Here is a 14,433-nt window from a genome sequence, read left to right as displayed (position 1 = left end):
GAAAGGAAGGGATATCATGCAGCCCAGCAGTAAAGTCGCACTGGACGCCAAAGCGTTTGAAGTGTTAAAGCGAACGATGAAGAATGTAGTCATTCCGCACAGAAAGCGAAAACTGGACCCTGCGTTCAAGACCGAAATGCCGGAAGTGGTGGCCTTGAAGCTGACCAACCGTTGTAATTTGCGTTGCAAGCATTGTTATCAGTGGAATGAGTCGGGTTATCATCATGATATGGACAAAGCGGAACAAAATTGGGATATGGACACGGCGGTTTTTCAACGAGTGCTGAACGAAACACGAGCAACCAAATCCAGACTGTACCTGTGGGGAGGAGAGCCTCTGTTCCACCGGGATATCCGGCAAATCCTCGCAATGCTTGAAGAAGATCCAAGAGAGACGACGATATGTACCAACGCCTATCTGATCCAAAAATATGAAGAGGAGCTATGCCGGATTTCACCGGACCTGGAGCTTCTGATTGCCATTGAGGGATTCGAGAAAGAACATGATCTCATTCGTGGAAAAGGTTCATTCAACAAAGTGATGGAGCAGATTGACAGGCTGATTCTATTGAGAGAGCAGGGGAAGTTCCAAGGAAAAATATCCGTACACAGTGTGATTAATGACAGCATGATTGGCAGATTGCACGAACTGATGAATTTCTTTGAAAAGAAAGGAATTGATCTTGTATTGCTCTGTTTTCCATGGTTCATCTCCCATGAGACTTCAGATGAAATGGATACTTTTTTCCAGGAAGAGTTCCAATGGCTTAATCCATTGGAAGACCAGCGCCGGAGTAGCTGGCATGCGTTCAAATATCATATCAAGCCTGAAAATGTTCCTGCATTAATGGAGGATTTGAGGCAGATCAATACTCAAACCTGGAGGACACGCATACGCTATCAGCCGGGCCTTGATTTTGACGAAATCGAGGACTTCGTCAGTGGGAACTCAATGACCTCACGATGCGCCACCAACTGTCTCGCTTTGAGCACCCGCGCCGATATTACGCCAACAGGCAATGTTAGCGCTTGTAAATTTTTCTCCGAATTTTCGGTCGGTAATCTGCAGGAGCAGTCACTATCTGAAATCTGGAATTCAGATGCCTACGATCGTATACGTCGTTCTCTGGGCAAGCAGCTCTCACCCGCGTGCTCCAAGTGTAATGTGTTATACCTGCATGGATCTTCCTCACTGGCACATATATGAGCCATTCCAGAGAAGCCACATGCAGACTAGGCATATTGGGATGTTCGAGTATTGTTAGCAAGGCTATACTCGATGCCAGTCCATATGTCCCCCAAGTGAAGTTGGCTTCAATAGCCAATCGCACTCGTTCCAAGGCGCTGCATCTCGCAGACCAATACTCGATTCCATGGGTTGCGGATCATCTTCAGGACGTACTCGATAACCCGGATATCGACGCTGTATATATCGCTTTAAGCAATGATCTGCATACGGAGTGGGCAATCAAGGCTCTGGAAGCTGGAAAGCATGTATTGGTTGAAAAGCCGGCAGGGTTAACCACAACTGAAGCGAGGCAACTCGAACAGGCCATGTATCAGTACCGTTCCCACGTGTTTATGGAAGGCATCATGACCGCTCACCATCCATGGCAATCGTCACTGAAAGCCATTGTCGATTCCGGGCAGTACGGACGGTTGAACAGAACGGAAACTCGTATTTCTATTCCAGCCCGTCATAAGCATATCGGTAATTATCGCAGTGTGAAGTCGCGGGGAGGGGGGAGTTTCAATGATCTGGGCTGTTATTGGCTCGAGTGGATGCAGCAGTTGGTTGGATTAGAGGGAAGTGAAATGACGGGTGCTTCCGATTTTGCAGGTCCAGACGGTTGTGACTGGACCTTCTCTGCCAGCCTTCGTTATGCAAACGGACTAGAATCACGATGTATCACCTCATTTGAAATGCCATATAAAGCGTCACACACGTTGTATTTTGAACAAGAAAACGTGGTGGTTCCTGATTTTTTCAGGCCCATTAACGGTTTTTACAAAATGAAAATACGCCTGCTGGATTCAAAAGAAAATTCCGTGCTGCAGGAGTTCATCCCGATGAATTATTATGTGAACCAACTTGCGACTTTTGTTGATAAGTTCGACCGAGCAGTCGATTCACACGTTAATTTTCAACAGAGCATTCAACGAATAACATGGCAACATGCAATCCTGGATAAGGCAGAGTCCTCTGCCCGCAAACAGACGAGCCAAGGGGGCCACACACTATGAAAACAGTAATCCTATGTGGTGGTTTGGGTACAAGGCTTTCGGAGGAAACGGATCTTCGCCCCAAACCTATGGTTGAAATAGGCGATATGCCAATTCTCTGTCACATCCTTCATATGTATAGCGCACAGGGATTTAATGATTTTATATTGGCTCTTGGATATAAGGGCTCCTATATCAAAGATTATTTTCTGAAATATCCGTTTCTCTATAACGATTATTCCATAGATATGACTCGTAATACGACTCAATTGCATACGTCAAAAATATTAAACTGGAAAATGGATCTTCTAGATACTGGAAAAAACACCATGACCGGTGGCAGAATTGCACGACTTAGACCCTATTTGGAAAATCAGACATTTATGCTGACCTACGGGGATGGGGTTGGAGATGTTGATCTGAATGAGTTACTACGCTTTCACCGCAATCATGGAAAGCTGGTAACCGTTACAGCCGTAAGACCGAAAGGTCGTTTCGGTATGATGCGATGTGTGGAAGGGAATGTTACGTCTTTTCAGGAGAAAGGGTATCATCCCGAGGAATGGGTTAATGCCGGTTTTTTCATTATGGAGCCTGAAGTGCTTCGTTACATCAAAGGAGACGATACGGAGCTGGAAAGAGAAGTATTGGTACAGTTGGCTGAAATGGGGCAATTAATGGCCTATCCACATGAAGGCTTTTGGGCATGCATGGATACCCTGCGGGATAAACAGGAACTCGAACTACGATGGAAAGAAGGGAACGCGCCATGGAAAGTATGGGAATAACCAACTCTTTGAAGAGCCCAGTAGATGATTTTCCTTTGGAACAGCAGGACATGTTACATCGTATCGTGAAGGATGATATGGACTATATTGGTAAGAAATTTACTAAGGCTCATCTGTTCTCCGGGCAAAAGATACTGATTACTGGCGGCGGGGGGTTCATTGGCTATTATCTTGTCCTGAGTTTGCTCAACATGCAAAAAAAAGGGGCTGAAGTGAAGCAGATTAATATCCTAGATCGTTTTCCCCGTGGTGTTCCTCAATGGCTTCAGGATCTGGAGGCAGAGGGCTGGCCCGTGAAGGCAATCCAATTCGATGTTACTCAGGATTCATTCACTCCATTTACGCAAGATGCAGATTATATCTTTCACTTGGCTTCAATTGCATCGCCCACCTATTATCGAAAATATCCGTTGGATACGTTGGAGGCCAATGTATTTGGATTAAAACGGCTACTCGACAGTTGTCTGCCTTTTTCTCCGAAGGGTATATTATTTTTTTCTAGCAGTGAAGTGTACGGAAATCCGAATGCAGAGTTCATTCCCACACCTGAAACATACAATGGGAATGTGGCTACAGTCGGGCCACGAGCTTGTTATGATGAATCCAAGCGATTTGGAGAAACGCTGTGCTCTCTTTATCACAGCGAGAACAAGCTCCCGATCCGAATCGTGCGTCCCTTCAATAATTTCGGTCCAGGGCTTGATTTGAATGATCGCAGAATTGCATCGGATTTTACCAAAGCCATTAAAGAGCAATCTGACATCAATGTTCTTTCTGACGGGACCCCTACACGAACTTATTGTTATATAGCTGATGCAATCATCGGATATCTATTGGTATTAACTCACCACAGATTTGATATATTTAATATTGGCTCGGATGCAGACGAGATTAATGTAACTGATCTGGCCCATCTCTTTGCAGAATGTGCACTCCAACTGACGGGAAATAAGCCGGAAATTACATATTCCAATTCACCAGACCCCCATTATTTGACGGACAATCCGGAACGACGCTGTCCCAATATTGACAAGGCAAGAAAAGAACTTGATTTTAATCCTGAAATATCGCTTGAAGAGGGAATCAGGCGTTATCTTGTCAGTTGTGGGGTGGGATTATGATTTATATTAAACCACCAGTGATAGCCGTAATCGGACTCGGATTCGTTGGATTAGCTGCTGCACTTGGTTTTGCCGAGAAAGACTATACTGTCTACGCATTTGATATTGATGTAAGCAAACGAAACAGCTTGCAGCTGGGGGAAATTCCGTTCCATGAGCCAGATATGGAAGAAGCACTATCTACTCATATGAATCAAGGCTTTACCCTTTGCGAAAGCATGGAGGAAGCGATATCAGAAGCTGATTTAATCTTTATATGTGTAGGTACTCCTTATCAAGAAGGGGGAGGTCTCGATCTGTCCAGTCTAGTCTCGGCAATCCATGATATTTCGAGATTGATGAACGTTGATCAGTTTAAAGGGATTATTGTTAAATCGACGATTCCTCCAGGAACCATACGTGGCATAATCAAGCCTCTGTTGGAGAGCGTTGGGTTTAAGATCGGGCGTGATGTTGGACTCGCTTATAATCCTGAATTTCTGAGAGAAGGAAGTGCATGGGAAGATTTTCTCAAGCCTGATCGCATAATCATAGGTGAAGTAGATTCGCGAACTGCCGGATTATTAGAAAAAGTATATCTTCACTTCGAAAGTCCTTGTATAAGAGTTTCTCCTGAGACGTCTGAATACCTCAAATACGCTTCGAATGCACTGCTCGCGACTCTAATCAGTTTTGCTAATGAACAAGCCATGATCGCTGAGAAAATAGGAGATGTTGACATTCCCCAAATGTTTAACCTCTTACATATGGACAAGCGATGGTCTGGCTTTCCTGCTGGAATGTCGCACTATGTGTATCCAGGCTGTGGGTTTGGCGGTTATTGCCTGCCCAAAGATACCCTTGGGCTTAAATACACTGCGAGTAAGTATGGTCATAATGCAAAGATGCTGGAGGCCGTGATGAAAGTTAATCAGGATATCGCCGATTTCACTGTGGAACAGATCATTCGATTCTTGAAACATCGTGACGAACAAATTGGTATACTGGGACTTTCTTTTAAACCTGGAAGCGATGACGTAAGGAATTCTCCTGCTGCTCGTATCATTGAACTGTTGCTAGACGAGGGCTGTACCAACTTGACTGCATATGATCCAGTCGCCATGTCTCCTTTCAGAGAACATTACGATTTTCCGATCCGAATGATGAATTCGCTCAGTGAGATCACTGTGAGCAGCGATATTTGCGTCATTGTCACGGCATGGCCGGAATTTCAAACACTCACTCATAATAGTTCCGCAATCCGGATTGTTGATGCCAGATATTTGCTAAATTCTAACAAGGCCTATTCTAAGGAGGCATTACAATCAGAGGAGTGGACAACAAGGTAGTGTAAACATAAGGAGGACACATGATAGAATGGTGAAACGCAAAATATATGCAAATCTATTTTAGACAATCCAAACGCTTTGGATTGTCATAGGAATTTCATTTCTATTATTAGTACTTATTGTAGGCGATAACGACTTTAACTGGAAACCTCAAGTTACGACAGCCATAAAAGTCTATGCATGTGCTACGCCCGTTTGTGTTGTCGTGCTTTATGTCCTTAGTCGTCTGAAAATGAAATTTGAAAAATAAAACGATGTCTTCCATGAGGGAGACATCGTTTTATTGACTTTAACAAATCCATTTTCAGATAGGCATTTTATATTTCACAAAGCATTTCATCCAGGATTTCCAGTTCGCATTCCATTTGTCTGATTGTATAACGGGAGAGCAAGGGAGAATAGGGCATATGTATTGAACTGCCTATCGTCTGAACAATTTGATTCAAGCGATGGATCTGATCAAGAATATAGGTTTTGCGATATTCAAGTACTTTCTGTTGCTGCTCAGGTCTCAGAAGATCAAAAAAAGTAAGCCTGATATAAAACTCATCGTCAGATGTCACCAGCTCAGGTGACAGATCAGCAAGAATCTTATAAAACTCCGTTTTTCCCAGTTCAGTTATGGAGTAAACGAACCGATCTGGCTTCCCCGTCTGTGCTGTTACTGTTTTTGTTACAATCTCACTTGCCTCAAATTGCTTCAGCATTGGATAGAGACTGTTGTTGTTAACAGGTTTACTCCGATTCATGAGAAGATTAATATTTTTTTTGATCTCATAGCCATGCTTATTTCCTTGAATCAGTTGAGATAAGATCAGAATGCTAATATCCATGATGAAACCTCCAGTTGAATAAACTTAACGCATATTATTGTACCCGATATGTAAAGGGAAGGAGAAGACATTTGAATGATTTAGTGAAAAAATTCACATCAATAGGTTATTTTAACCTATATAATGAATTTGTAATCATCAAAGCATAAGATCAGGAGAGTGACATCATGAAAAAAGTATTTATATTAGGTGGAACCGGATTTCTTGGCTACTATACAACGAAGGAGTTATTGAAAAGCGGATATTCGGTCTCTACTGTTTCTTTACCACCCATGCCTGCAGAAGATTTACTTCCGAAGGAAGTAGAATGCCAGTTGGGTGATATAACGGCAATGAGTGATGAACAGATTCTAGCCTTACTGGACGGCTGTTATGCCTTTGTATATGCTGCAGGAGCAGACGAACGCACAGTTCCGGATGCGCCCGCTTCGAAATTTTTCTATCAAGCCAATGTACTTCCTACTCAGCGACTTGCTCGTTTGGCAAGACAGGCTGGTGTCAAAAAATTTGTATTGTTTGGTTCTTACTTTGCCCATTTCACAGAAGCTTGGCAGGACTTGAATCTGAAGAAAGACAACGCTTATCCAAGAACAAGACTTCTTCAGGAAGAGATCGCCTTTATGGAGGGTGAAGGAGAAATGGATGTCATGTCTCTTCGCTTGCCTTACATTTTTGGCCAAATGCCGGGCAGAACACCCCTTTGGACGATGTTTGTAGATCAGGTAAGAGACCAAAGCTTTGTTCCGGTGCTTGGTGGAGGTACCGCTATGGTTACGGTTCAGCAAGTAGCCGAAGCAGCAGTTGGGGCTATCGAGTACGGAACTCATCGGAGTAGCTATGCCATATCGGGAATGAATATGAAATTTAAGGATTTTTATCAGATCATTGCAGATGTTCTGGGTCAAACAGAAACTCAGATTACTGTCTTACCTTTGGAACAAATGAAACCAGGCTTTGATGAAGCCGACGCTCACGCCACAGCAGCTGGCAAAGAACATGGAATACATTTGGGCTATACAGCAATGATTCAGGATCGGGATGCTTATCTGAATCCTGAAGATACCATGTCCATTTTGAAATTTAAAGAAGCAGACATTCCTGCTGCCATTAGAGAAACCATCGCTGCATGTTTGTAAGATAACAAAACGACCAAGCTATCTTCCTTATAGAGCTTGGTCGTTTTGTTGTTTTTAAAATGATTGCACATTAGTTACAAAAGTTAACCCGCTTTTTCGATCTCAATAATTTCCGCAGCAATAGCCTCAGATAGCTCGAAAGCTGTTTTTGGAACAAAGTTTTTTAAGATCGAGTTAATCATAGGTCCCATTGCACCTTTGGCAGTGATATCGAGGTATCCTGTCATCATCGTAAAATGTTTGTTAATCGCATCCGCCTCGAAGTATCCGTTACCTGAAAAATTGTCAGATAAACCGGTCAGGTCAAAACTGACTCTCGTAGGCTCTTGCCATTGAGTAATGTCAATTTGGAGCTTTACCGTCTTTTTTACAAACCCTAAATCACCTTTGAATGACCAGGTCGATTGATGTTCGTTTAAAATTTCGTGTTCAATATAACCCGGCACAAGAGGAGCCCATTTGTTCATGTCTCTTACAAAATCCCATATTGTATGAATAGGTATTTCCAATTGAATTTGATGAGAACCATTTGGCATTAGACTTGTCCTCCTTAGTTATATCGTTTTACTCTGCCGACTGCTGACAGAGATTCCTGCTAAATACCCAAATGTGAGTGCAGGTCCAAGAGTTCCACCTGCACTTGCGTAGGTTTGCCCCATAATTCCCATAGCAGCATTGCCAGCGGCGTACAGTCCTTCTATAGGTTTACCCTTATGATCAATCACCTGAGCATTAGCGTCTATTCTTGGACCGCCACTTGTCCCCAACGTACCGTAGTAAATAGGTAGTGCATAATAAGGTGGTTGGTCGATTGGCCCAAGATTAGCCTGGGGATTTCCGCCCCCCCCTTTTAAATCTTCAAAGAAAAAAGTGCCTCGGTGGAAATCGGGATCTTCACCTTGTGCTGCATATTGATTAAAGCGTGTAACGGTCGCTTCAAGCCCATCCGCATCTATCCCGATTTGTTGTGCCAAATCTCGCAGGTTATCCGCTTGATTAACCCACTCAGGCGCTTTTTCTCCAGGCATCATGGTTATAATCATGGTGTGATCCTTCATTTTCTGATCGAAAATAAGCCAGACCGGTGGTTCATTGGGCCAATCCAGAGTGACTGGATCATACGTATAAAATGTTTTCGGGAGATCGTTGTACGTGCTGCCTTCATTTACAAAACGCTTGCCATGTTTATTGACAATTATGCTGTAGGGACCTGTCCGTCCACCACCACCGAGCTGATTCAAAATATGGTCCTCATATTCAAAGGTAGGATCTTGCATTGCGGGATACCACCATGCTTCACTCATATTTCCAAGAGCTGCCCCAGCTTTCATAGCCATAATCAGTGCGTCTCCCTCATTGCCTGGAGGAGATAGGGGATGTGTAACTTGTCCCTTAAGAAATGTCTTGACCAATTCTTTATTCCATTCAAAGCCACCCGAAGCCAATATGACGCCTTTATGCGCTCCGACATAACAGGGTTCACCTTCGCGTACCATCTCTAATCCAATGATAGCTCCATCATCATCCACAATTAATTCTTTACCCGCTGCTTCAGTCCAGATCTCCACTTCTCGATCCACGAGAGCCTGAAGGAGGGAAGCGATCAGGGAACGTCCCATCGTCACTGTATTATTCTCCATACGCTCTACAATTTTCTCAAAATCGATTCCGTTAATTGCGCCCCCCTCTTCCAATGTAAGTGGAGGGAAGGTTGGATTACTTCGGATTTTGAATGCCAGATCGCCGAGTTTATCCATATTAAAGGGGAGAGGGTCTAAAGAACGCCCACCGTGCTTTCCACCCGGGAGATTGGCATAATATTCTGGATAACCGTTAGGTACAGAAAAGCGAAGAGGGGTGTAATCATGTAAATAATCAATCATTTTGAAACCGTTATCAATAAAGGTTTCAATTAATTCAGGAGCAGGTTCTTTTCCTCCTGTTAAACGTCTTATATAAGTCAAAGCTTCTTCACGAGAATCGGAAATCCCCGCTTCACGCATATATCGATTGAGAGGTACCCAAGGCACACCGCCAGAGAAGGCAGTCGTGCCTCCCAGCTGGGCAGTTTTTTCGATAATGAGCACTTTGGCTCCATGATCATGCGCCAGGATAGCGGACACAAGTGCCGCTCCCCCGGTACCCATGACAATGACATCATATTTATAATCCCATTGCTTCAATTTATTCATTGCCATATCGTCAACTCCATTTCGCAAAATAGGGTGTAGATTCAACAATTTTATTTAGCAGTAACCCCGCCATCAACAGGCAGATCCACTCCGGTAATATAGGAAGAATCGTCTGAAGCCAGGAATAGTACAGCCTGTGCGACTTCAGGTGCCTCCCCTACCCTTGGCAAAGCAGTCTTGGACAAAAACCATTGCAACATCTGATCGTCTTGAAACAAGTGTTCGCTCATTGGCGTAGTAATGTAGCCCGGATAAATTGAGTTAACCCGGATATTTTGTGGTCCAAAATCGACAGCTGCAGCTTTCGATAACATCCGCACTCCACCTTTGGAAGCTGTATACGCACCTGCGCCACTACTACCTGTCAAGCCGGCAATAGAGGAGATATTAATAATGGAGCCCGATCCATTATTTTGCATCTGAGGGATGGTGTGTTTCATACCCAGAAAGGTCCCGGTCAGATTGATATCAATGGTTCTTTGCCATTGCTCAACGGTCGTTTCAAGCATGGCAACCGGAAGTGAGATGCCGGCGTTATTCACGAGCACATCGATTTTACCAAAACGTGTGATCGTTTCCGAAACAACATATATCCAGTCTTTCTCAGAAGCAACATTGTGCTTCAAGGCAATGGCGGTACCGCCTGCTTTTTGGATGCTTTCAGCAGCTGTCAAAACCGCTTGTTCATTAATATCTGTAAGGACTACTTTTGCACCTTCTTTGGCGAGAAGCAGTGCTTCCTCCAGACCCATACCACTTCCTGCTCCTGTCACAATGGCTACCTTATTTTTTAAACGTGTCAAAGTAAAACCTCCTATAAGTGTCTTCATTTGATATAATGATATTATGAATTATCTTGATGATAGTTAATTATATCACCATAACTTTTAAGAGACAAATTTGTGTTTCTGTATACGCAAGTAACCACTAGTCGTCAACGTGGGAGCTCTTGCAGGTGACGGGAAAGCAGGAGTATAATTTTCACAGTATCAAGCTGGAAAGGAAATATGCCAATGAATCCAAGAGATAGATATCAAAAAGAAAGAGCAGAAGCGAAAGAGCAGAGACAAGTTCATATTATTCATTCTGCCAAGGCTGTATTTTTGAGAAAAGGGATTGAACGTTCTACGATGAATGACATTGCTGAAGCTGCGAATATTGGCATTGCCACTTTGTTTCGATATTTCCCCAAGAAAGAAAAGCTTGCGAGATTAATCGTTGTTCAGGTTTTGAATGAAACAAGGGACGTGTTTCATCAAATATCAGAGATGCAAGGAACCTGCCTTGATAAAATGGATGCATTACTCGATTATTTTATTTCATTCATGAATGAGGATAGCAATTTGGGAGTAATCATTTTTGAAGATCTTTTGAATGGTGCTATGCACTCATCATTGGATGTGGCTCAAATAGAGGAGATCAATGTTGTTCAACGTAGTATTTCTGCTGAATTCAACAAGATTATTATACAGGGAGAACGCGATGGGACCGTTAGACACGATATTCAACCGAGCGAGCTTCTGACAACAGTGATTAACGCATTTGGGTTATTCTCCAGTAAATTGTCCCTCCATCAGAATATACCTATGCTCGAAGCAGATGTGGAACCTCGTCAACAATTAATGCTGATGAAACAGATGATCCTACATTACATCAAGCCCCCAGTTGTGTCGTGAGGGTGAAATCTGAACAAAAATTCTGAATAGCGAGTACCCTATTAGAAAATAACTATCGATTAAACTTTGTTACGTAATCGACAGTATAATGGAGGAGAATTGAAGAAAGCCAGAAAGAAAGTACCTAATGGTTGGCTGATCAGCAGTAATTCTATGACGAATCTGATATAAATAAAACCGTATACTTTACGAGGAATAGCTGGTATTATCCCCTTTAAGTAGACACTTGAAAAAACCTTCATGTTATCATGAAGGTTTGGTTTTACCCCCTCATGGAAACCAGAGGGGATTTTTTATTCATGCATATGGGCACACGGGCAGGAACTACAAGTATTTTTTCATTATATGCTAGACAGTGAAAGACACGTATTGTCTGAATCTAGAAAGCTCGAAAAGATAAATGATTCCTTTTTTATTTACTACCCTAAAGAGGATGTTCTTTTAAAATACTATTACTAAAATTAATTATTCTTCTTCTTTATAATAAAAGAGGGCGTAGCCCTCTCATTACTATTGTTTTTTGTATGTTTGGTTTTTCTTTGGAGTTGGTGGAAGCGTATCACCTTGCTTTACAGTAACACCGGTTTTAATCGTACCACCTCTCGGACCAAGAACTTTATAATCTCCTGTTTTTGGGGCTGAATTACCTGACTTTAATGGCTTTGACATGTTATCACCTCCTTGTACTTTCTTTTACGAAACACTTAAGTACAAGTTTCTAATTACTATGTTAGAAGAATTAAATAGGGAAGATGGATTATGTGTCAAAAGGCGATAAGTAGCCTCAGGACAGGTTGTAATCAACCAAGTTTCTAATTATAATGCATATATAGGTGTAAGTGCTTCCAGGATTACAGGAGTCGTTTGATGATGAAACGTAGTACGGAGAAGCTGATAAAATGGTGTTGGATTTTTTGGGTAACGTTTCTGCTGTATAAATTAATTAGTCATTAATTAAAGAACAAAGTACGTACACCTATTAATTAAATCTAAATTCCTGGAACCTCCTCTTATTTTAAGGGGAGGTTCTTTAAACATAAAAATAATACTCTCATTGTTTTTTCAAAATATCCGTTGTATAAAACAAATAACAATGGTCAATACCACTCACTAATCTGATCACAAAGGAGAATAGATTAGTGAGTATAGAGAAAATCATTCAATTTGTTCAATCATCACAATATGAGCAGATGAACTCCACAGGTGCAAAAATACACTTGCTGAGACAAGTCATTGGTGAATATCAATCATCCCTGGGACTTCAACGACTTGAATGGACTGAGCATGGCGTTGTTGGAAAATTCCTTGCAAATAAACACTATGATATGAAAAATCCACAATTATTCGACTTATTAGAGAATCATGGAGTTCTGTCGAAAGTGGTCCGGATTAAATTAAAACAATTAAATGAGACAGAGAAATTATTGCTTCAAGAATTCAGTACGGCTGGCAACGCATATTTAAGATTTACTCCAATTAGAGGAATTGGTGGTCACAGTGAAGAGGAACTCAGTGTATACAGAAAGAATTTAACCAACAAAAACATATATGACCTCTTAGGCCAATGGAAGCATTATAAAAGGATATACTCTAGCTTTGTTGAACAGTGGGAATCTATACGTAATCTGGCATGTAAGGAGATGTTGCGTACGAATCAGCACAAAGTAACCTTATCTGTAGGAAAGCTAAGTGTAGTAATTCCAGATCCAAATATTGATACCGATGCTGCATATAAAATGGGAGGGGGTAAGCTACTACAACGAAGTGGAAAGATTAATATGGAACAAGTAAGATTATATGCAGCTAGAGGATACTTTTCTTTGTCACAAGTGTATGAGCATCTATATGTGAAGAACATCCAAACGAAATATTTGCTTTTAACATTAATAAGTGAGCGTAATATGATGGAGGGATTAGTACAGCAGAATAATAAATACTCTTGGATTAACATACAAAGTGAAGCAACCTGGAAGGAATAGATGAAACACAAAAAAGCCGATGTCAGATACAACGGCTTTTTTGTGTTAACTATCGAAAAATTCAGATAAGAGCAGGTTAACCTTTTTTAAATCGGAAGATTTCATAGGCCAAAGATTCTCATTGATTTCGTTTAGCAATTTCTCTTTATCACTTTTTCCAGTCTTAACATACTTGCTGTAATAAAAAAGTTCATGGACATTGACTTGAAGAGCATCCGCAATTTTCTGGAGATTTAACAAGGTAATATTTTTCTCGGCACGTTCAACACCCCCGATGTAGGAGAAGTGAAAACCAGGATCTCATTTGAATTAGATAAAACAAACTTGTAAAAGCACTTTAGCAAAGAAAAGGGGGAGGAAACTGGATGTGATTTTGGATCAAAGGAGGGGAAACATATGCAGATATCGTACTTAGTGCTGATTTTGTAATTGTTAGGGACAAGAACTTGTACCGATTACCGTAATGGATAAGAGCAAGTTAGCGTTCCTCTTCCGCAATGGCTCGAAAGCATCGCTTGTTGAAGAGGAAAGGGAACTCAAGTTTGTAAAGCAAGATATAAGTTGCTGAATATATTGAAATGCTCGGGACTAAAATGGATTATATTCAAATTTTGATGTATGAAGCATCCTCCTTAATGACTTAAAATAGTTATCCACCTTGTAACCACCGCCCTATAAGGGTGGAGTTTTGCTTCATGGATATACGTAGCTTAATGGTGACCGGACCACTGAAGAAGAGCATCACATAGGCTCAGTGTGAAGTCATGAACAGGGCTACCCTCTTCCATTAGTATCAGGTCAGATTCTGTTAAAAGCGTCTCTGGAGATGCGACTGCTATCATAAAGGTATAGGTTATGTGAGTTCTAATGAAATTATTCTGACTTTTGGACGACCCCGGTCAATTGTTGAACGATATCACTCACGGATCTGGAGCGGGCCATTCACACAAGAAGAAATTTTGATGAATATGACCTCGAAATAAATACAAAAGAGATGAATCCAACAGTATTTGCCGAAAAGATATTAAGTTTTATTAAGTCCAATAAGGAGTACTCGTATTTAAGAAATTACGCAAAAGAAATGTTAGTGTTTTCTAGATGGCGTATCCATCAGACAACGTCGCAATTCTTCACAAAATATCAACTTGAAATATCTA

13 protein-coding genes are annotated in these 14,433 nt (G+C 41.7%); 8 read left to right on the top strand and 5 right to left on the bottom strand.

Annotated elements, in window-relative coordinates; translation table 11 throughout:
- Positions 1-16 precede the first annotated feature (16 nt).
- The 5 genes from AC4PM4_RS04305 to AC4PM4_RS04285 are packed head-to-tail and all read left to right on the top strand — an operon-like array spanning position 17 to position 5,460.
- Positions 17-1,207, top strand: a complete 1,191-nt coding sequence (locus tag AC4PM4_RS04305) for a radical SAM protein (protein WP_491612842.1) — start codon at positions 17-19, stop codon at positions 1,205-1,207.
- The gene (locus AC4PM4_RS04300; protein ID WP_491612841.1) at positions 1,204-2,244 is read left to right on the top strand and encodes a Gfo/Idh/MocA family protein; all 1,041 of its coding nucleotides are present in this window, start codon (positions 1,204-1,206) and stop codon (positions 2,242-2,244) included. The genes AC4PM4_RS04305 and AC4PM4_RS04300 overlap by 4 nt, the downstream gene beginning before the upstream one ends.
- Positions 2,241-3,011, top strand: coding sequence for a glucose-1-phosphate cytidylyltransferase (rfbF, locus tag AC4PM4_RS04295; protein WP_491612840.1), 771 nt, complete (start codon positions 2,241-2,243; stop codon positions 3,009-3,011). The genes AC4PM4_RS04300 and rfbF overlap by 4 nt, the downstream gene beginning before the upstream one ends.
- Positions 3,002-4,132 (top strand): NAD-dependent epimerase/dehydratase family protein, encoded by a 1,131-nt coding sequence (locus tag AC4PM4_RS04290; protein WP_491612839.1) that lies wholly within the window; start codon positions 3,002-3,004, stop codon positions 4,130-4,132. Before rfbF ends, AC4PM4_RS04290 begins: the two co-directional genes overlap by 10 nt.
- Entirely contained in the window at positions 4,129-5,460 is a 1,332-nt protein-coding gene (locus tag AC4PM4_RS04285; protein ID WP_491612838.1) for a UDP-glucose dehydrogenase family protein, read from the top strand. The genes AC4PM4_RS04290 and AC4PM4_RS04285 overlap by 4 nt, the downstream gene beginning before the upstream one ends.
- Before the next feature lie 317 nt (positions 5,461-5,777).
- Here the strand turns inward: AC4PM4_RS04285 and AC4PM4_RS04280 are convergent, their stop codons facing one another.
- Complete coding sequence (locus AC4PM4_RS04280; RefSeq protein WP_079697478.1) at positions 5,778-6,293, bottom strand: PadR family transcriptional regulator; 516 nt, start codon at positions 6,291-6,293, stop codon at positions 5,778-5,780.
- A gap of 167 nt (positions 6,294-6,460) precedes the next feature.
- Here AC4PM4_RS04280 and AC4PM4_RS04275 point away from each other — a divergent pair, with 167 nt between their 5' ends.
- Positions 6,461-7,429: an NAD-dependent epimerase/dehydratase family protein gene (locus AC4PM4_RS04275; protein WP_179132304.1), complete on the top strand. Its 969-nt coding sequence runs from the start codon at positions 6,461-6,463 to the stop codon at positions 7,427-7,429.
- Positions 7,430-7,512: 83 nt separating this feature from the next.
- On the opposite strand, the gene AC4PM4_RS04270 is transcribed toward AC4PM4_RS04275, so the two are convergent.
- The 3 genes from AC4PM4_RS04270 to AC4PM4_RS04260 are packed head-to-tail and all read right to left on the bottom strand — an operon-like array spanning position 7,513 to position 10,424.
- Positions 7,513-7,965, bottom strand: coding sequence for an SRPBCC family protein (locus tag AC4PM4_RS04270; RefSeq protein WP_491612837.1), 453 nt, complete (start codon positions 7,963-7,965; stop codon positions 7,513-7,515).
- Between the two features lie 18 nt (positions 7,966-7,983).
- Positions 7,984-9,627 (bottom strand): FAD-binding protein, encoded by a 1,644-nt coding sequence (locus AC4PM4_RS04265; protein ID WP_079697475.1) that lies wholly within the window; start codon positions 9,625-9,627, stop codon positions 7,984-7,986.
- Positions 9,628-9,671: 44 nt separating this feature from the next.
- Positions 9,672-10,424 (bottom strand): SDR family NAD(P)-dependent oxidoreductase, encoded by a 753-nt coding sequence (locus AC4PM4_RS04260; protein ID WP_491612836.1) that lies wholly within the window; start codon positions 10,422-10,424, stop codon positions 9,672-9,674.
- Positions 10,425-10,634: 210 nt separating this feature from the next.
- On the opposite strand from AC4PM4_RS04260, the gene AC4PM4_RS04255 reads away from it, so the two are divergent.
- Positions 10,635-11,297 (top strand): TetR/AcrR family transcriptional regulator, encoded by a 663-nt coding sequence (locus AC4PM4_RS04255; protein WP_491612835.1) that lies wholly within the window; start codon positions 10,635-10,637, stop codon positions 11,295-11,297.
- Between the two features lie 510 nt (positions 11,298-11,807).
- On the opposite strand, the gene AC4PM4_RS04250 is transcribed toward AC4PM4_RS04255, so the two are convergent.
- The gene (locus tag AC4PM4_RS04250; protein WP_143038097.1) at positions 11,808-11,966 is read right to left on the bottom strand and encodes a YjzC family protein; all 159 of its coding nucleotides are present in this window, start codon (positions 11,964-11,966) and stop codon (positions 11,808-11,810) included.
- 470 nt (positions 11,967-12,436) lie between these two features.
- On the opposite strand from AC4PM4_RS04250, the gene AC4PM4_RS04245 reads away from it, so the two are divergent.
- Positions 12,437-13,276, top strand: a complete 840-nt coding sequence (locus AC4PM4_RS04245; RefSeq protein WP_079697472.1) for a hypothetical protein — start codon at positions 12,437-12,439, stop codon at positions 13,274-13,276.
- Positions 13,277-14,433 lie beyond the last annotated feature (1,157 nt).

Source organism: Paenibacillus sp. MDV22-iso6 (genome assembly GCF_058408365.1).
Note: the sequence above shows the minus strand (reverse complement) of the source record. Positions and strands in the feature narration are given on the sequence as shown.